Source organism: Alteromonas sp. a30 (assembly GCF_026788005.1).
Taxonomy (GTDB): Bacteria; Pseudomonadota; Gammaproteobacteria; order Enterobacterales; family Alteromonadaceae; genus Paraneptunicella.
Genome location: NZ_JABEPE010000006.1, coordinates 120,374 through 139,162, shown reverse-complemented (window position 1 = coordinate 139,162; position 18,789 = coordinate 120,374). Strand labels below are relative to the sequence as shown.

Sequence of the window (18,789 nt, the reverse complement as noted above, 5' to 3'; positions counted from 1 at the left end):
ATTCCTCATAATGTTCAATTAGTGGCTGCTTGCGTTCATTTAGTTATTCGTTTGCGATAGTTCTAAATCCAAAAGGGTATCGATATTCAGCAAAATCAACATGTTAGAGTTGTCATCGGCAATACCCGCAACAAAGCGCTTATCGATGCTTAAATCAAACTCAGGATGAAATTGACTATTGTTGCTATCGGTTTCGATGACTTCGGAAATTGCATCAACAACAATCCCAATGGTTTTGTGTCCTTCACTCAATTCGACATCCATTATCAGAATCACGGTTTCTGCGTCATGGGCCTTTGCGGTCATGCCTAGCCGAGTGCGTAAATTCACAATCGGTACAATTGCTCCGCGTAAATTTATCAATCCGGTGACGTAATCTTGCGCGTATGGTATGCGAGTACATTGCTCCCAAGTCCGAATTTCGCGAACTTTGAGAATATCCACAGCGTAGTCTAGGTCGCCAAGTTTGAAGCTAAGCCATTCCGCTTTTTGCGTATCTTGCAGGTCGTTAAAAGCGTCTTTGGGGGCTATATCCTGTTCAGTTGACATGTTCATTAGTGCATCCTCACGCGCTGAATTAATGCTCCAACGTCGATAATGAGGGCGACAGAGCCATCACCTAAAATAGTGGCACCTGATAGCTCTTCCACCTTGGCGTAGTTTGCTTCTAGAGACTTCACAACCACTTGCTGATGATTAGTTAATTCGTTGACAACGATGCCACACTGCTTACCATCACTTTCCACAACGACGATGAGATCTTGTTCAACTTCTTGTTGCTCACCAATGGGGCAGCCGAAGGTTTCAGCGAGGTGAATAATAGGGATAAAGTTGCCACGCCATTTAAAGGAAACCCCTTTATCTCCGACTTTATTAATGTCTTCAGGTTTGGTTTGAATGGATTCAATAATCGACAACATTGGGATGATGTAAGTCTCTTGATTTACCTTCACGAGTTGACCGTCCAGAATCGCGAGTGTGAGCGGTAGGCGTATCGTGAAAGTTGAGCCTTGCTCGGGCACCGAACGCACATCGACTGTGCCTCCAAGCGCCCTGATATTACGTTTGACCACATCCATTCCAACACCACGTCCTGATAGGTCAGTTACTTCTTGCGCGGTTGAGAAGCCCGGAGCAAATATCAATTCATGAATAGCCTGATCGTTTAGTTGGTTATCCGGTGGAATGATGCCGTTAGCGATGGCTTTTTCACGGATGCGCTCGGTATTAAGTCCTGCACCATCATCAGATATTTCAATAATGATATTGCCAACTTGATGAAAAGCTCTGAGGGTAATGGTTCCGCTCTCTGGTTTGCCTTTTTCTTGTCTGATTTCTGGGGGTTCTATACCGTGATCGACACTATTGCGTACTAGATGCACAAGTGGATCGGTAAGCTCCTCAATAACGGTTTTATCAACTTCGGTTGTTTCTCCGATGATCTTTACGGCAATGGATTTATTTAATTTCTTAGCCACATCTCTGACCATTCTTGGAAAGCGGCTAAAACAAAAATCAATGGGCAACATACGGATACGCATGACCCCTTCTTGAAGCTCCCGAGTGTGTCTTTCTAGTTGTGAAAGCCCTTCGGAAAGGCGATCGAATTGAGGGTATTTTTCGGCATCGCCGTAAATACTCAGCATTGATTGCGTAATAACTAACTCCCCCAATAAGTTGATCAAACTGTCGATTTTCTCTAAATCGACACGAATTGATTGGGAGGTCCGTTTTTTATCAGCGGGTTTGCCATTTTCCGAGTTCCGGGGGGCTACATTGCTAACCGACTTTTGTGGTTCCAATGTTGTTGATACTTCTGTTGGAGTGTCGCCTGATGTAGTTTCTACTGTAGCCTGAACACGGTTTTCTGTTGCTGAAGGGATGGCAATTTCCGTAGAGCTATTTTCACTATCCTGAGTCGCTTTGATGGGGTCGTACTTGAGATCCGCATCAACATCTATCCACAAGAAAATATCATCAAAGGTTTCCGTGGTGACTGTTTCGTTTGGGGTTAACGTTAGGTCCCAAGTGAAGTAAGAGGATACAGGGTCTAGTTCCAGTAAATCTGGGATGTTTTGTGTATTACACTTAGGGTTGAGTTCGCCAAGTTCAGCTAATTCTTCCAAGTAACGAATGGGATCATTCCCTGATGATAGGATGTCGGCGTGAGGTCCAAAATAAATACTCCATTCCCCGGTTTCGGTAAGTTCAGAGGATGCATCTGCGATGTCTGCTTGAAGCGTAATATCGTCGATGTCACCTTCAATATTGAGCAGCCTAACCAATTCCTGCTGAACAACCTGCATTTCACTTGCATTAATTTCGTCTGCATATTGGTAATGTGAAACAAGATTACGAAGTACGTCCAAAGAGGAGAAAAGGCAGTCGACTAGCTCTTGTGACATCGCGATTTCATTTGCTCTTACTTTATCTAGTAGAGTTTCCATCACATGCGTGAAACGGGTGAGCGAGTCCATTCCAAAGGTAGCACTTCCCCCTTTCAGAGAGTGTGCAGAACGAAAAATATCGTCGATCATTTCTGGATCAACATCTGCTTCGGTTTCATTTAAACTCAGCAAATTCCGCTCAATGGCGTCGATGGCTTCAGCGCTCTCTTCGAAAAATACCGCTCTGAAACGCTCTAACGGATCAGACATAAACATCTATCTCCTGAGGGTGAAATTAACCACTCAAACGCTAACGTAATACCTTTTTGACAACGGCGATTAACTTCTGCGGATCGAAGGGCTTTACAATCCAGCCAGTCGCTCCTGCTGCTTTACCTTGCAGTTTAAGGTCGGTGCCAGACTCTGTAGTCAACATGAGTATAGGCGTAAATCGGTATTTTTCTTCTTTACGCACATTGGTGACAAATTCAATCCCATTCATAATGGGCATATTGACGTCCGAAATAATAAGGTCAAATATGTCAGCTTTGGCTAAGTCTAATCCTTCTTTACCATTGACTGCTTCTGACACCTCATATCCTTCACCTCGGAGTGTAAATACAACCATCGCTCTCATTGAGGCAGAGTCATCAACAGTGAGAATTTTCTTCATGTATTTTCCCTCGATAGTCACTACAAGATTTCTCGGTACTTAACCGACTATTAATTAAAGGTAGCACAAAGATATTTTTTTTATTAATTACTCAGATTAAGTTGATTGATCGCATTGTTTGACTATTTTTTGTTATATGGTTCCAGAGATGTTAATTAATTTCGGAAATTTATTTTCTCCAAAAATGGTTGGTTAAAAGGACTCAAAATATAAATTTTGAGAGAGGGTAATAGTTTGAAACATGATATTTTAATAGCAGATGATGACGAACATTTAAGAGAAGTGCTTGACGTAATGTTTCGCGATAGTTTCAACATTTATTTCTCAGAAACTGGGCAAGAAACCATAGAAATAATTAAGAAACATAATTTTCATTTTGTCATTTTAGATATACATTTGCCCGGGAAATCAGGGATTGAAATTTGCCGTGAAGTGTCGGTTTTAGAGATTGCAAAACAACCACAAATTGTCATTTTAAGTGCTGACTCTAACGAGAATTTGGTGCGCGAAGCCTATGAATTAGGTGTAGGGGATTACATTTGCAAACCCTTCAACGTTACCGCCTTCAAAGAAAGGATGCTACGTTTCTCACGAGACATTGACAAAATCCGCGAACTTGAAAGTAAAGATAGTGACATCAAGGGGATAGCAGAAACGGTGATGATGCAATCGGCTTCTTATGGCAGCGGATTAGAACTGATTGCTCGAATGAATAAATGCCATTCAGCTCGTACTTTAGCAAATGAATTAATGATGTACATGCTAAATCAAGGTTTTCATACGGCTGTTCAATTACGATCTAAAACTCGGCTATATAGTTATGATGCAGATGTAAATGAATGCAGTGATATTGAAATGCAAATATTTGACCTATTGAAAAGTCATGGACGGATTTATCACTTTGGTAAGCGTTCAATTTTTAATGATAACCATGTTTCTGTGTTAGTTAAAAATATGCCATTGGCAGGAACTCGCTCTTACGATAATCTATTAGATTTATTAGCCAAAATGGTGCCGGCAATTGATGCAAGGTTTATTGCAATCTGCGAACACCAAGCGTTAATAGAGGCAAAAAAATCACTCGATGGCGCGGTAACATTAATTGGCGAAAATTTAGAGTCGATGGACAAAGAACAACGCGAAATACTCATTAATATTGAAAACAAAGTGTCACAAAGTTTTCATCAATTACATTTAGATGAAGAACAAGAAGCATACTTTGTTAACCTAATTGAGACAGAAATTACAAAGCGTGAAGCTACGGACAGTTTAGAGAAGGTTCAAGAAACCTTAGGTAAGTGCCGTGAAGCGTTAAATGTTGTTGAGGAAAAACAAGAACAGCCAGTGGTTGAGGAAGTCAAAGATGCCGATGTTGAGCTTTTCTAGTCTAGCGATTCAGTTTGTACTGATTTTCCGCAATTAGCTGTTTAGCCCGCTTGGGGAAGTTTGAAAAAATCGCGTCGACTCCCCACTTCTGCAACATTTCAATGTCTTGCGGTAAATCTACCGTATAAACGCGCACCGCTAGCCCAAACTGATGTGCATCTTCTACCAAAGATGGTGTAAGGGCGTTGACGTCAGCATGAACGGCATTCGCCCCCATATTGACTGCGAAACTGGCTAGGTCCAAATACAAAGATGATGTTAGCGCGGCGATCTCCACTCCCAGATCCCATTCCTGTATGACTTTCAAAATATGATGATTGAATGCAGAAACAATAATTTGCTCTGGTGCAAACTGATATTCGTTGATGGCTGACGTAAGCAAATGTTTAAAAGCATCAAATTGAATGAGCGTTTTCAACTCTATATTTACCGCGCAGCGCCCACTAATACATTGCATAACTTGCGTTAACGTTGGAATAAATTGGTTTTCAGGCAAAGCATGCTGTTGTAATGCCTGCATAGGAGTGGATGCAACGGAGTGATAATCATCCCCTGATTTGTAATACCTATCGTGTGTGACGGCTAAATCATCAAGCGCTTGTTGGACATCAAGCTCAATACCGTCAGCCCCTTGTTGTATAGCTGCTTCTATCGCCAGTAATGTGTTTTCTGGAAATTCACCGCTTGCGCCACGATGTGCAAAAACCTGCATAGTTACTTCTCTTGGCTTTTCTTGTGAAGTTTGTGGGTGTTGACTGTTTCATATATAGCAGCACTGAGCACAAAAAGCCCGCCTGCGAGGGTTTGCCATGTAGGGTTTTCGGAAAGCACTAAATAAGCAAACACAACGCCGTATAAAGGCTGAATACAAGCGATTAAGGAAAAGGTTTTGGCTCTGATATGCGTTAAGCTAGATGCGACTAAAGCGTGAGGAGCGGCGGTACATAAAGTACCAAGCAATAATAGTAAAAAGTAATCGTAAGGTTTGGCTTGGGTCAATGAGCCAGACGCAAAAGCGACGAGGCTAATCGCCACCACCAAACTTTGCATTGCCATCGCATGTGGACCTGAGTATTGAGTAAAATGTTTACGATGCAAAATGTTTCGAAGCGCGTAGAAAAAAGCGGAAAAGATACCAAGCAGAATGCCCCAAGTGACTTCGTTACCAAGGTCGGCTTCGGGCACGATAAGCACAATACCAATAAGTACAACAATAGCGCTCATAATATCTTGCCAAACTAACTTAACCGGCTCGAAAAAAGGCTCGATAAAAACCGTTATCATAGGAAAAGTAAACAGGGCGATCATGCCAATAGCAACGGTGGAGTATTGCATGGCAGCGAAATACGTAACCCAATGCACGGACATCAGCAGACCTAGCCCAATCGCAATGCCATAATCTTTATAGCTAAAAAGTCGTAGTGATTTTTTGGTGATTTTCAGTAGTAGCGCTAACGCAATAAACGCAATAACGGAACGTGCGAAAACAATATCTGTAGACGAAAGTGGAATCAGTTTTGAAAATAAAGCGGTAATTCCAAGAAGAAAGACCCCTAAGTGGGCGGAAATTAGCCCTTTTTTAACATCTTCCACTTTCTATCACCGTTATTTTAAGGTGCCGCAGCGTTCGCCTAAACGTGTGCTATCACCGGGTTGATGGTTACTAAACTCAATTTGATTCGGTTGATACAGCATGACAATAGTTGAGCCTAGTTTAAAGCGACCCATCTCTTCGCCCTTCTTCAATTTAATTTTTTCCACATCATTCGTGTATCGCGTGTGAGAAACGGCTTGGTTGCGCGGTGCAACTGTACCTGCCCAAACCGTTTCAATACTGGCAACAATCGTGGCTCCAACCAAAACCATTGCCATTTTCCCGTGTTCTGTTTCGAAAATGCTGACAACTCGCTCATTACGGGCAAATAAACCCGGTACATTGTCTGTTGTTAGCGGATTAACGGAAAACAGTTCTCCGGGAACAAATGTCATGTCGGTGAGTTCGCCATCTAATGGCATGTGGATTCGATGGTAATCTTTTGGCGATAAATAGATGGTCATAAACTCACCATTATAGAACTCCTTGGCGAGTGATTTATTTCCCCCTAGCAAAGCTTCTACAGAATATTCGTGACCTTTCGCTTGGAAAATTTGGTTGTCATCAATTTTACCATATTGGCTAATTGCGCCATCAACAGGAAAAATGAGCGCATCTTTGTCTTCATCGATAGGACGAACATCTTTTTTTAGTGGGCGGGTGAAAAACTCGTTAAAGGTGGCGTAGTCTTCTGCTTTTTCCTTAACCGCTTCTTGCATATTGACGTTGTATTGCTTGATAAACAACTCTATCAAGCGAGTGGTTAACCATCCTGCTTTGGCGCTAGCAAGGAAGCCCACTAAACGAGAGAGTAAATGCTTAGGTAAAATATACTGGAGTTTGACTTTTAGCGTATCAGGTAACACGTTCTTTCCTCTTTATTGCAGTCGTACATTGCGTGCTAGCGTGAACTGCATATCCTCATAATTTACGTTTACTGATGGAATAAGATGGGCGTTGTTCATCCATCGATTCCAAAATTCGGTGGTAGCTATCGTAACGGCTTGCATCTATTTTACCTTCTTCTACTGCTTCACGAATGGCGCAACCGGGATCATCTTTGTGTTTGCAGTCGCGGTACTTGCAGCCGCCAATATAGTCACGGAACTCTTTGAATCCCCAAGTTACCTTTTCATCATCAAGATGCCAAAGTGCAAATTCGCGCACACCGGGGGAGTCGATCACCTGCCCACCTAATGGAAAGTGTAGAAGTTTAGCTGCCGTTGTTGTGTGTTGGCCTAAACCGGAGTTTTCCGACACTTTGCCCGTTGCTTCTTCTACGTCGGGTAAAAGTTGGTTAATTAAACTGGATTTTCCGACGCCGGACTGACCAACAAAAATACTGGTTTTATCAACGAGCTGATTTTGCAGTGCGGTTAGCCCTTCTTGGGTTTTGCAGCTTGCAAAAATAACGTCGTAACCAATGTCATGATAGGTCTGCATCGCTTCTTCAATCAGTGGCAAGTGTTCTTCATCAGCAAGATCAATCTTGTTCAATAGAATAACGGGCGTGATGTTGACGTCTTCAGAGGCTACAAGATAGCGATCGATAATATTCAACGATAACGCAGGCAGCAGAGAACTGACAATGATGATCTGATCAATATTGGCGGCAACAGGCTTTATTCCGTCGTAGAAATCTGGACGTGTAAGGATACTGCGCCGTGGTTGCACGGCTTCCACCACGCCTTTAATGCTGCTGGATTCATCTTTGGTTGGGCGAAATAGCACTTCATCGCCACAGACTAAACTGTCGATGGTGCGACGAATGTGACAGCGGTACACTAACCCTTCGCTATCTTCAATATCAGCATGTTGACCAAAACGGCCAACAACAATGCCTGAAAGCTCTTTTAGCAATGCGCCATCTTCAGGTAAATCTTCTGTAGCTTGCGCGCGCTTTCGCAAGTTTTTGCCAACTTGCCGCTTTTGCCGATGTGTGAGTTTGTTTCTTTTTGCCACTTTACTGTTAAATTAAGTAATATTACGCATGTTGGAAGTTAAGGCATGAAAGCCGCCTACTTCAAACTCTTAGCAGAGTGTTGCGCTGCCCTCAAATTGAGCGTTGAAATTTGAGAGTGCATAGTAACCATTGGAACAATATATTGCACTCTTAAAATGGGTGTGAACATCAATCAAGGTATTCTAAATGTCGTACAGTGAAAGCAATTTGGTGTGGGTGGATATGGAAATGACAGGGCTTAATCCCGAAACGGATAGAGTCATTGAAATTGCCACAATTGTAACTGACTCTCAGTTGAACATCGTTGCTGAAGGACCTGTATTAGCCATTCACCAAGATGAGGCGGTTTTTGAGGCCATGGACGATTGGAATACCAAGACTCATGGTGAGTCGGGTCTTGTTGATAAGTGCTTGAAAAGTCACATTACCGAAGAGGAAGCGGTAAAACAAACAATTGCCTTTCTAGAGAAATATGTGCCAAAAGGTAAAGCGCCATTATGCGGCAATAGCATTGGTCAGGATCGCCGTTTCATGATTCGTCACATGCCGTTATTAGAAGATTATTTTCACTATCGCGTGGTTGATGTGAGTACCGTAAAAGAATTGGTGCGTCGTTGGAAACCAGAAGCGCTCGATGGCTTTAGCAAAAAAGGCACGCATACCGCTTTAGAAGATATTCGCGAATCAATTCAAGAGCTAGCTTACTATCGAGAGAATGTTTTTTGCATTTGATGGATTTCTCGTCAAACGCAATATTATTTAAAAATAATGCTTGATTCTCTGAATTAACTTCGTAAAATGCACATCCGCTGTCGGGGATAACTGCCCAAGTTAATCAAACTCGATGGCGCGGCTAACCAAGCCACTCATCTTTATGCGGGAATAGCTCAGTTGGTAGAGCACAACCTTGCCAAGGTTGGGGTCGCGAGTTCGAATCTCGTTTCCCGCTCCAAATTTCTTCTCTAAAAATGCTCAACAACATTAATTTTTTGGTTGATTATTCGTCATTTGTGTTTATATTTTGGTAAATAAATTACCTACTTGGTGTTTTGTTTATCGCTATGAGCGAAGCAAATTTCTTGGGTGATTGAGATACTTGATTGACCGAAATGCGTGTTATTGCACTCAAGATAATCAAGTCAGAAACATTTCTGAGCAATTCGTCTAAAAGCACATTTTAATTGTTGACTAACGGCGAATTTAAAACTAAAAGTTTGCACAGAATTGGAAGCTTCATAAGCCTAATTGCAAGCTTGAAGCAGAAGCGATTTTTTTAATGGACGGGTGTGAGTTTCGAAGCCTTACACCTAAATGTTAAGTGATTTCTTTTGTTGAGATAAACACTATGGCGAAAGTAACTAGAGAGCAATTGCTCAATTCCGCTTTTAATGACCCCCGCAATTACCCTTATGGTTTCGCACGTTCGGGAGACTTTTCGATTTCAGAAAGCCAAGCCTTGAGTCAATACGGTCGTCTGATTTCAGCGTTAGTCTCTGGACAACTATCTTGTGCAAATGAAGAAGATGAGAACCTACTAGCGGTAGCGCAAGGGGAAAAGAGCCCTTCAACGGTTGTAGAAAGAGCTTGGGTCAAATATCAATCGAGAATCAACCGTCCAAAAGCCGGAAGCATTTACGGTACAAACCGCAATAATTCTCCGGCGAGCGATGATTCTGATGAGTCGGACTTTATCGACGACGATGTGGTAATGGATGAGGATTAATCGAAATTAAAATAAGTCGTTCATAATAAACAAGGTCTCATTAAGAGACCTTGCTAACTTTCCTACTCACCGACAGTAATCGGCGGCGGTAACGCTTTTTTAGGCGGTTCAGTCTTTATATTTTTTGATTCCAATGCAGATTGGGTTTTTTGCCATTTTTCCAAATCGTTTATGCGCTTCAACAAAGCGTTGTTCACTTTATCCATCGTGGCTAATTTCTGGTTTAACGCCGAAATGGTCTTGCCTTGGGAAGTGACCTGTTGCTTATTGGTACTAACTTCGGTACTAAATTGTGAAATATCCTTACTTTGTCGATTTATTTGCTCTTGCACCAAATCTAGGTTCGTCATACTCGTGCCAATCTCTGATTCAAGCGACTTGATCTGCTTTTCAATATCCCCATCGTTAGCGACTAAGGTATCAATTTTGCCGCCCATTTCCTTAATTTCAGATTGGTTTCGGCGCCAAGCGGATGCCCAGAGTTTGTCCATCTGGTCCCATAACTCTTTAGTTTTAGCGTTAAGTTGGTTCACTTTTGTTTGAATCGCTACTGCTGACTCTCCCATTTCCTCACCGGTGGCTGAAAGCTGCTTTTCGAGTTCAACAATGCGCTCTTGGGAATTAGCAAGCGTTTGTTTGAGAACAACTTGTTGCTGGTAAAGCCAGTAGCTACCACCAAACCCCGCAAATATCAGCAAAACTAAGATGGTAATGAGAACAGGTGATGAGCCTCCAGAAGATGTCGGTGCGCTCTGTGGTACTGGTGGAATGCTCGTTTCGGAACTGGTTGCAGAAACGGAAGCACTGTAATTCCCTTTACTCCTAGATTGACGAAAAGCCTCTCTGTCCTCTTTGTCCAGAGTAATTTTCGGCATGTCGTCATCGAATCTGTTTGAAGGCATAGTATTTCTCTATTAATTCACTGTTCGCTGGAATATTAGCCTTTTAGCAATTGTGCTGCTTGTTTGGCAAAGTAGGTTAGGATGCCATTGGCCCCTGCCCGTTTGAATGCTAACAAAGATTCTAATATAACCGCATCTTCCTGCAACCAACCATTCGCAAAAGCAGCTTTATGCATAGCGTATTCACCACTAACTTGATAAGCGAAGGTAGGGATTTGAAGCTCACTTTTGCAGCGGCGCACGATATCCAAATAAGGCATACCTGGCTTAACCATGACCATGTCAGCGCCTTCTTGAATATCAAGGGCAATTTCCTTAATCGCTTCGTCTGTATTGGCGGGATCCATTTGATAGGTTTTCTTATCCGCGCCTTTTAAGTTAGCAGCCGAACCAACAGCGTCACGGAAAGGCCCATAATAGCTCGATGCATACTTTGCAGAGTACGCCATAATACAGGTGTTGATGTATGAATTAGTTTCTAATGCATTGCGAATAAGGCCGATACGGCCATCCATCATATCCGAAGGAGCGACAACATCCGCCCCAGCTTCCGCATGAGACAACGCCTGTTTGATGAGCACGGCACAGGTTTCATCGTTTAACACATAACCGTTAGCGTCAATCAAGCCGTCTTGACCGTGAGAAGTGAATGGGTCGAGTGCAACATCGGTAATCACGCCAAGCTCCGGGAAGGAGGCTTTTACTGCACGAGTTGCTTGCTGTGCCAATCCTTCAGGATTATACGCTTCTTCGGCATTGAGTGTTTTTAATTCAATAGGTGTGACTGGAAATAAGGCAATTGCAGGGATACCAAGGTCCACCAGTTGGGCGCACTCTTCTAAAAGTAAATCGATAGATAACCTTTCAATGCCGGGCATCGACGCTATGGTTTCACGTTGGTTGTGCCCTGGTAGTACAAACATTGGGAAAATGAGGTCGCTGGCATTTAGGTGGGACTCTGCCATTAAATCTCGGGTGAAAGGTTGTTTGCGCATTCTGCGCATTCGGGTGTTAGGGAATTGTTGCAAGGGGTTAACCTCTCTCAAAAATTTTCGTAAAAATCGGGATGCTCATCGTTTAAAACATTCAGACTGTTAAATTATGAGCCTTCCGCATCTTTTGAATATGTTTTGTAAACGACGCGATTACGTCCTGCCTGCTTTGCTTCATAGAGTGCTTTATCAGCCGTTTCTAACAATTGGGTTTGTTCGTCATCGCCTGTGTGAATGGCGCTGCATATCCCCGCACTGACGGTTAGCTGGATCGTATCTTCCTCATATACTACCGTGTGTTGAGCAATTTGTTGGCGAATTTTTTCAACAAGTTGTGTCGCTCCTTTCTCATCGGTTTGTGGTAATAGTAGAGCAAACTCCTCTCCTCCAAATCGACAAGCTTCATCTCCCGGCCGCTTAAGACTGTTTTTTATCATTTGAGCAACATGATGTAAGCAGACATCGCCCGCCAAATGTCCATAGGTATCGTTGATTTTCTTGAAGTGATCAATGTCGAGCATGACCACTGATAATTCAGTTTGATTACGTCGGCTAAGGCGCAATTCCGCAGGATATTTTTTGTCGAAGAAGCGGCGGTTTTTGATACCAGTTAACGAGTCTATGGTATTGAGTGCCTCTAGCGCCTGATTCTTTTCTTCCAATTCGCGCAAAGTTATTTCTAGCTCCAGCGTGCGCTCTTGCACTTTGTACTCTAGTTCTACATTAGCTTCTTCTTGGACTTCAATAATCCGCTCCTTGGCTAATCTTGCTTCATGCTCTTGCTTTAAAGCGGTTTTCTGTGCATCGACCAATTCGCTGGCTTGTTGACTAAAGCTTCTAGCCAATAGTAGCGCTAACAGTAATGTTTCGATCAGTGTGCCCGCCATTAGAATATAACGGATGGCGAAGTCGCTGGTATACAGTTGAAGCCCGTGGACGGAGGCAAAAAGTGCGGTCATCAATATGGTAAACCAAGCCAGCGCATAAACACGGCTAACTTTAAGCCCTGCTCGCCAAAGCCAAATACCCGCACCAATAATATAGAAAGAGGTCACGGTAACAAATAGCATGAGCACATTGGCGGCTAAGCGGGAGTCAGTTGTAAAGCTGACGATTAAGCATATTAGGTAAACACCACAAAGCACTTCCAAGGAGCGACTAATTACGCGGCTATATTTGGCTATATCGAGAAGTTGCCTGATAAACAACAGGGCGAATAATAAGCTTGAACTCGCAAATATGCCGATGCTGTGATTTTGCAGCCAGATGTTTCCGGGCCAAAAATATTTGTATCCTAATCCATGCATACTGATCAACATCAGTGTTACGGAAATAGCATAACCGGAATAAAGCAGAAAGTTTGTGGAACCAGAACTAATAAAGAAGAAAAAGTTACTGACTGCCATCGCCAGCATGAAACCAAAAAATAGGCCGAGTGCTAAGTTATGCTCACCATTAAAAACGAGATAACTCCTTTCTCGCCAGAGATGGATAGGCAGTTGCGAGGGCAATTCATTACTGAGCTTTATAAAAACGGTTAAATCGCTTTTCTCGTGTTGAGGAATCGGGAACAAGAAACGCTCATGGGCGATACCTCTTGAACGGAACGGCATTTGGTCGCCAGTAAAGTAAGAGGCGAGAATATTGTTGTTTTCTAAAAACCAAATATTGAGAAAATCCAACTGTGATTGATCAACCTCTAAAAGCCAGTTGTCCATCGGATCAAGCGCGGGCAAATTGAATTTAAGCCACAAGGTTTGATTGTCTATCGGGCTGAATAAGGAGTCGTTCTGTTGGCTGGTCCATTGTCGGTCAGATAAAGAAAATACAGTGTTGATGCTGGTTTCTTCAGAATCCGCAACATAGTAACTGACGCCTCTATCGATAGTTTGATCGGGTAAAGGCGTTGTTCTTGGATGGAAGCTTGTAAATAGTCCCCAAAAGCTAAAGCAAATAATCACACCCATCAACCAAGTGGGGATTTGTGATAATACTTTGTTGATATGACGGGGAGCCATCATGGCACATTACTCCAAGTTAAATAGGCTCAAACTATTTTGATAACTTATGTTGGCAACCTGTTCTGTACTTAAGTTTGCCGGGAGCAGCGAAGCTACCTCTTGTAAAATATACGGTAAGTTTGCTGGATCGTTGCGTTTCGAGTTCGCTTTTAACGTTTTTGGCATGAGATAAGGTGCATCTGTTTCCAATAAGAGTCGCTCTACTGGCAGATGAGATACCGCGTCTCGCAACGCTTGCCCTCGTTTGGGATCGCATAACCAACCCGTAATTCCAATATATAATCCGAGTGCTAAATATGCCTGCATTTGTTCAGTGTTTCCCGTGAAACAATGTGCAACACCACCCACTAAATGAGGGCGGTAGGCTTCAAGCAATCGAATTTGCTCATCAAAAGCGTCCCTTTCATGCAAAAATACAGGGAGTTTGCATTCGCAGGCTATTTCCAATTGTGCTTCGAAAACCGCCAATTGTGCCGTTTTTGGTGAGAAATTACGGTTGAAATCTAAACCGCACTCTCCTACTGCAACGGCCTTGTTATCTGACAACATCTGCCGCATTTGTTCAACAAATTGCGGTTTGCCTAAGCCGTCGATGGCCTCTTTTGCATAATGAGGGTGAATACCCACTGTGGCATACAGGTGTTCAGGCAAAGTATGCGCCTGAGTTAGCGCATCTTTGCTTTCCTGCATATTTGTGCCGGTGATGATGAGTTTACTAACCCCAACTGCCGCGGCGGTATGTACAGTTTCTTGCCAATCGTCAAGATAACGATTGTTGGTTAAGTTAACCCCAATATCACACAGTTGCATAAATAGGCTCGGTTATGATTTACGTTCAACACGAATGCGGTTTGTGCTTGACGATTCTTTCAAGAAATAAGCCCCTAAAAGCCCTTTTTCTAAAACGACACTGTTGCCTTTACGCAGCAAAATACTTTTTGAATCCGTCTGTTGCCAAACTTGACCGTTATCGAGTGTAATCGTCAACTTTCCGCGGCGATCTTTTTTAATTTCAGTCACCTGTGCTGACAAAGAATCCAAGTCTTCACGTTTAATGGTTTCGAGAATGGGCTTACCGAAATTATCTACGGGATCGTTCGCTTGGTTTGAAGCGTATTGAGGCACTTGCTGATAAACCTGTGCGCTTTGATTTCGGCCTTGAGGCGGCCCTTGACGGTTTACCTGTGTAGGGAGTTGGCTATCCTGATAACCGTTTGCTTTTTGATTGAGCTGATCGTAACAAACAAGGCGTTTCAGGCTGTTATCAACCTGACTGCATTTTTTCATTGCTGTTGCCAAAGATTCCGCAAAAGCGACATTTGAAAATGCACATACAAGCGCCAATGCATACAATTTTAACTTCATAACGTTTCTTGTTCCTCTTCTTCTTGAGTTTTGGACTTTCCGTATAGACTTCCAGCATAAACACCAAGTTCAAATAAAAGCCACATTGGGATTGCTAGCAAAGTTTGAGAAATTGGGTCCGGCGGTGTCATCAACATACCAATGACAAAAACAGAAACGATTACGTAGGGTCGTTTCTCTCGTAAGCTTGCTGGTGTTGTAAAACCGCTCCAGCATAGTAAAAAGATGGCTATGGGGATTTGGAATGAAATACCAAAGGCGAAAAACAGCTTGAGCACAAAATTAAGGTAGCTATTTATATCAGTGTTAATTACTACGCCTTCTGGGGCAACGCCCACAAAAAAGGGAAAGGCGAGAGGAAATATGACGAAATAGGCAAATGCAATCCCGCCGTAAAATAGCAAGCTGGAAAATAACATCAGTGGGCCAACAAGGCGTTTTTCGTTTTTATATAAACCCGGCGCTATGAAAGCCCAGCATTGATACAGCACGAAAGGGATTGCGATAAAAAAGGAAAGCACTAACGTAAGTTTAAAAGGCGCAAAAAACGGCGACGCAACATCGGTAGCTATCATTTGTCCACCCTCGGGTAATGCCTCAATGAGTGGCTTTGACAGTAGCTGATATAAGTCTTGCGCAAAATAAGCGAGTGAAAGAAAGATAACAAGCACACTCAACACCGCGCGCAAAAGGCGAGTGCGTAATTCAATGAGATGAGCTATTAAGGGTTGGGGCTGAGTCACGAACCTTTATCGTCTTTCTTATAGGGTTTTTGCACCGATTCGGCAGCGGCTTTGAGTTCTTCAACTGAGGCTTTGACGTCTGGAGACAAATTCTCAAATTGCTGCTCTTCTGCTTTTTTCAAGTTGTCGTGCAATTCTTGAATACGCAATTGTTGCTCGATTTCGTTTTGAAACCCGGCTGCCATATTACGCACTTTGCGTATGGTTCTAGAAGTGCTTCTAATGGCTCCTGGCAAACGCTCAGGACCAAGTACCAACAAGGCAATGATGGCGACAATAAACAACTCCCAGAAGCCAATATCGAACATGGTTAATCTTGTTTCTGCTGTGTATTTTCTTTGTTTTGCGTCGTTTCAGCGTTTTGTTTATCTTCTACTTTGCCCTGAAAGTCTGCGTCTTTGTTATCTTCATCGGAAACAGCTTTTTTAAAGCCTTTTACCGCTGAACCTAAATCTCCACCCAGAGTGCGAAGCTTCTTTGTGCCAAATAATAAAACTACAATTACAAAGATGATTAGCAGTTGCCAGATACTGATTCCGCCCATCACAAACTCCAAAAAAATTAAGTGTCGCTATTATACGTAGCTATAAAAAAAGGTCACTGCATTTAGTGTATTGTTGGCTTTTTCTCCTAGATTTTATCTGTTAAGGTGAATCAAACGGATGATTTTTAGGTCGGAACCGTAAAATAAGCATATAGTTAAGCAGTACCTTTTCGTACATGTTGCACACTCAAAAACATCGGACTCTGAAGCGTTGCTCTGCTGTATTTCTCGTATGGGCGTCAACAGAATGAGGTGAAGTTTTGAAAAAGATTCTGCTTACCACAACCTTGCTTTGCTTCGTATTTTCGTCGAATACGTTGACTGCTCAAGAAAACCCGCCACCTTACCCTTGGCTGGATGACCTTCACCTTAGTTTAACTTCTTCTGTACACGATACCGCAAATTGGCTCGATACTTTTTTTGTTAACGACTCTTTGGAGCTTGATCAAGATGCTCACGGGTACGCTCGCATTCGATTGGCTTGGGAGCCAAGAAGTCGAAATTTTGCGGAATTTGAGTCTCGGCTACGCGTAAGTTGGAAATTACCTAAATTTAAAAATCAGGTTAGCGTGGTATTTAGTGACTATGATGAAGACTTAGATCAAGCGCCAGTGAAAGCCGCGCAAAATGACGTCATTGAAGATCAAAACCGGTTCAATTTGGCACTGCGCTGGATCCGCAATACTGACAATTCTAAAATTTGGTCGCATCGTATCGGTATTGGGCGTCAACTTCAGCCATTTGTTAGAACAAGGTTGATTAAAAAGTTTGCAATGGGTGAAGGGAACAATTTACGAACGGAAGTGTCTGGTTATTACTATGCAAAAGATGGCTTTGGGTCTCATTTAGGCTTGCAGTATGAGCATGGAATCAGTGAAAATTCGGTTCTTCGGTTTGATAACCACTTGTATTACCGTGGCGACGATAACGATTGGTTATGGCGCCAAAGTCTTTATATGATGCATCAAGTTAATGAGCGCTCGGCGTTTATTCATGGTGTGTATGTTGAGGGCGAATCTGAACCTAATTATCAGGTAACAGAATATTTGGTCAGTTCTCGTTGGCGCAAGAATGCGTTGCGGGAGTGGCTGTTTTTTGAAGTGGAGCCGTTTGTGCTCTGGAGTCGAGAAGACAATTTTTCTGCATCTTATGGTGTTGCTTTGCGCGTAGAAGGATTCTTCGGGCATCTTTAGCTTCCACACGTCATGGGTTTTAATCAGCACAGGGAAAGCTGAAACTTGGCGTAACCGGACAGCGTTCAAATAATAAAAGGTGTAGTAAATACATGAGTGATTTTGAAGACATTCGTCCTTACAGCGACAATGAAGTAAGGGCAGTGTTGGATAGGCTTGTTAACGAGCCTGAGTTAATAAAAACTATTTTGGATTTTCGTTTTAGTTCTTGGCCGGGTCTTTTACGCCCTATTTTGGCTTCTGCTACCCGTTTTTCGTTAAAACGCAAAGTGAAGCGAATCAATAGTATTCGTGATTTACAACTGATTATCGAAAAGTACATGCACCACGTCATTGATACCTCTACTCATGGGATTAATGTGACGGGAGTAGAAAACCTCTCACCCGATAAACCGCATTTATTTATCAGTAACCATCGTGACATCGTACTGGATCCTGCTTTTATCAATCTTTCTTTGCACCAAAATGGTATCGATACCATGCGTATTGCTATCGGTGATAACTTATTGGGTAAAGATTGGATAGCCGATTTAATGCGTTTAAATAAGAGTTTTGTAGTGAAACGTTCGGTGAAAACAGTGCGACAAAAGCTGCTCGCAAGTAAGCAGCTATCGAAATACGTATATGTTTCAATGACAGAAGAAAACGCCAATATGTGGATTGCACAACGTGAAGGCCGAGCAAAAGATGGTAACGACTTCACTAATTCAGCGGTGATCTCCATGTTACTTTTGAATAAACCCAAACCGCAAGTGGTGGAGGAGTATATTCATGCGTTACGCATTGTGCCGGTGTCGATCTCCTATGAATACGATCCATGTGATGTGTCTAAAGCATTGGAGTTGTATGAACGTAAGGCTTCTGGACAATATGAGAAACAGCACAATGAGGATATTCTCAGTATTGCGAGTGGTATTCAGGGTGAAAAAGGTCGTGTCAATGTTCACTTTGACAAGGTGCTGTCTGCATCGGAGGTATTTTCGTTCGAAAATGCCAAAGCTGTTGCCTCGGAAATTGAGCGTTCTATTATTGGTCACTATGTCTTGATGCCAACCAATATCGCCGCCGCTATGTTAGTGGACAACCCATTAACGGAATCGCAACTGCAAGAGGTAAAAGGCACGATAACGAATGCTGAAATTGAAAAGGCGAAAGCTTATTTAATTGCGCGTTTTGCTCCCTATCCAGAAGCAGTGAAGCAAGAAGGCTACAGCGCATATGCTGCGCCAGTGTTTAATCAAATCGCGGTAAAAAATGGCGAGGCGCTAGCACCTTTTGTGGAGCTAGAAGGCGATATCTAGCC

20 protein-coding genes and 1 tRNA gene are annotated in these 18,789 nt (G+C 42.7%); 6 read left to right on the top strand and 15 right to left on the bottom strand.

Annotated features, from left to right (window positions below; all coding sequences use genetic code 11):
* Positions 1–39 precede the first annotated feature (39 nt).
* The 3 genes from HJG39_RS08100 to HJG39_RS08090 are packed head-to-tail and all read right to left on the bottom strand — an operon-like array spanning position 40 to position 3,060.
* Positions 40–555, bottom strand: coding sequence for a chemotaxis protein CheW (locus HJG39_RS08100; RefSeq protein WP_268408396.1), 516 nt, complete (start codon positions 553–555; stop codon positions 40–42).
* Entirely contained in the window at positions 555–2,657 is a 2,103-nt protein-coding gene (locus HJG39_RS08095; RefSeq protein ID WP_268408395.1) for a chemotaxis protein CheA, read from the bottom strand. The genes HJG39_RS08100 and HJG39_RS08095 overlap by 1 nt, the downstream gene beginning before the upstream one ends.
* 40 nt (positions 2,658–2,697) lie before the next feature.
* Positions 2,698–3,060, bottom strand: coding sequence for a response regulator (locus tag HJG39_RS08090; RefSeq protein ID WP_268408394.1), 363 nt, complete (start codon positions 3,058–3,060; stop codon positions 2,698–2,700).
* Between the two features lie 234 nt (positions 3,061–3,294).
* Between HJG39_RS08090 and HJG39_RS08085 the strand changes: the two genes are divergently transcribed.
* Positions 3,295–4,446 (top strand): response regulator transcription factor, encoded by a 1,152-nt coding sequence (locus tag HJG39_RS08085; protein WP_268408393.1) that lies wholly within the window; start codon positions 3,295–3,297, stop codon positions 4,444–4,446.
* Between the two features lies 1 nt (position 4,447).
* Here HJG39_RS08085 and HJG39_RS08080 read toward each other — a convergent pair whose 3' ends face one another.
* Genes HJG39_RS08080 through rsgA form a run of 4 tightly spaced genes read right to left on the bottom strand, consistent with a single transcriptional unit; the run spans position 4,448 to position 8,002 of the window.
* Positions 4,448–5,158 carry a glycerophosphodiester phosphodiesterase gene (locus tag HJG39_RS08080; RefSeq protein ID WP_268408392.1) on the bottom strand — a complete coding sequence of 237 codons (711 nt, stop codon included), beginning with the start codon at positions 5,156–5,158 and terminating at the stop codon, positions 4,448–4,450.
* Positions 5,159–5,160: 2 nt separating this feature from the next.
* Entirely contained in the window at positions 5,161–6,039 is an 879-nt protein-coding gene (locus tag HJG39_RS08075; RefSeq protein ID WP_268408391.1) for a DMT family transporter, read from the bottom strand.
* 12 nt (positions 6,040–6,051) lie between these two features.
* Complete coding sequence (gene asd, locus HJG39_RS08070) at positions 6,052–6,906, bottom strand: archaetidylserine decarboxylase (RefSeq protein ID WP_268408390.1); 855 nt, start codon at positions 6,904–6,906, stop codon at positions 6,052–6,054.
* Between the two features lie 55 nt (positions 6,907–6,961).
* Positions 6,962–8,002 (bottom strand): small ribosomal subunit biogenesis GTPase RsgA, encoded by a 1,041-nt coding sequence (rsgA, locus tag HJG39_RS08065; protein ID WP_268408389.1) that lies wholly within the window; start codon positions 8,000–8,002, stop codon positions 6,962–6,964.
* A gap of 187 nt (positions 8,003–8,189) precedes the next feature.
* On the opposite strand from rsgA, the gene orn reads away from it, so the two are divergent.
* The 3 genes from orn to maoP all read left to right on the top strand — a co-directional run bounded on the left by orn (position 8,190) and on the right by maoP (position 9,726).
* Positions 8,190–8,735, top strand: a complete 546-nt coding sequence (gene orn / locus HJG39_RS08060) for an oligoribonuclease (protein WP_268408388.1) — start codon at positions 8,190–8,192, stop codon at positions 8,733–8,735.
* A gap of 144 nt (positions 8,736–8,879) precedes the next feature.
* A tRNA-Gly gene (locus tag HJG39_RS08055) sits at positions 8,880–8,955 on the top strand.
* Positions 8,956–9,348: 393 nt separating this feature from the next.
* Positions 9,349–9,726, top strand: a complete 378-nt coding sequence (gene maoP, locus HJG39_RS08050) for a DUF413 domain-containing protein (RefSeq protein ID WP_268408387.1) — start codon at positions 9,349–9,351, stop codon at positions 9,724–9,726.
* Positions 9,727–9,788: 62 nt separating this feature from the next.
* Here maoP and HJG39_RS08045 read toward each other — a convergent pair whose 3' ends face one another.
* From HJG39_RS08045 to tatA, 8 genes are all read right to left on the bottom strand, one after another.
* Positions 9,789–10,628 carry a hypothetical protein gene (locus tag HJG39_RS08045; protein ID WP_268408386.1) on the bottom strand — a complete coding sequence of 280 codons (840 nt, stop codon included), beginning with the start codon at positions 10,626–10,628 and terminating at the stop codon, positions 9,789–9,791.
* Between the two features lie 35 nt (positions 10,629–10,663).
* Entirely contained in the window at positions 10,664–11,656 is a 993-nt protein-coding gene (gene hemB / locus HJG39_RS08040) for a porphobilinogen synthase (RefSeq protein ID WP_268408385.1), read from the bottom strand.
* Between the two features lie 71 nt (positions 11,657–11,727).
* Positions 11,728–13,641 (bottom strand): sensor domain-containing diguanylate cyclase, encoded by a 1,914-nt coding sequence (locus HJG39_RS08035; protein WP_268408384.1) that lies wholly within the window; start codon positions 13,639–13,641, stop codon positions 11,728–11,730.
* 6 nt (positions 13,642–13,647) lie between these two features.
* Positions 13,648–14,451, bottom strand: a complete 804-nt coding sequence (locus HJG39_RS08030) for a TatD family hydrolase (RefSeq protein ID WP_268408383.1) — start codon at positions 14,449–14,451, stop codon at positions 13,648–13,650.
* A 12-nt stretch (positions 14,452–14,463) separates the two neighbouring features.
* Positions 14,464–15,006 carry a hypothetical protein gene (locus HJG39_RS08025; RefSeq protein ID WP_268408382.1) on the bottom strand — a complete coding sequence of 181 codons (543 nt, stop codon included), beginning with the start codon at positions 15,004–15,006 and terminating at the stop codon, positions 14,464–14,466.
* Positions 15,003–15,749: a twin-arginine translocase subunit TatC gene (gene tatC, locus HJG39_RS08020; RefSeq protein WP_268408381.1), complete on the bottom strand. Its 747-nt coding sequence runs from the start codon at positions 15,747–15,749 to the stop codon at positions 15,003–15,005. Before tatC ends, HJG39_RS08025 begins: the two co-directional genes overlap by 4 nt.
* Positions 15,746–16,057, bottom strand: coding sequence for a Sec-independent protein translocase protein TatB (gene tatB / locus HJG39_RS08015; RefSeq protein WP_268408380.1), 312 nt, complete (start codon positions 16,055–16,057; stop codon positions 15,746–15,748). The genes tatC and tatB overlap by 4 nt, the downstream gene beginning before the upstream one ends.
* A 2-nt stretch (positions 16,058–16,059) precedes the next feature.
* The gene (tatA, locus tag HJG39_RS08010) at positions 16,060–16,293 is read right to left on the bottom strand and encodes a Sec-independent protein translocase subunit TatA (protein ID WP_268408379.1); all 234 of its coding nucleotides are present in this window, start codon (positions 16,291–16,293) and stop codon (positions 16,060–16,062) included.
* A 260-nt stretch (positions 16,294–16,553) separates the two neighbouring features.
* On the opposite strand from tatA, the gene HJG39_RS08005 reads away from it, so the two are divergent.
* Positions 16,554–17,486, top strand: coding sequence for a hypothetical protein (locus HJG39_RS08005; protein WP_268408378.1), 933 nt, complete (start codon positions 16,554–16,556; stop codon positions 17,484–17,486).
* Between the two features lie 92 nt (positions 17,487–17,578).
* The gene (locus HJG39_RS08000) at positions 17,579–18,787 is read left to right on the top strand and encodes a 1-acyl-sn-glycerol-3-phosphate acyltransferase (protein WP_268408377.1); all 1,209 of its coding nucleotides are present in this window, start codon (positions 17,579–17,581) and stop codon (positions 18,785–18,787) included.
* Positions 18,788–18,789 lie beyond the last annotated feature (2 nt).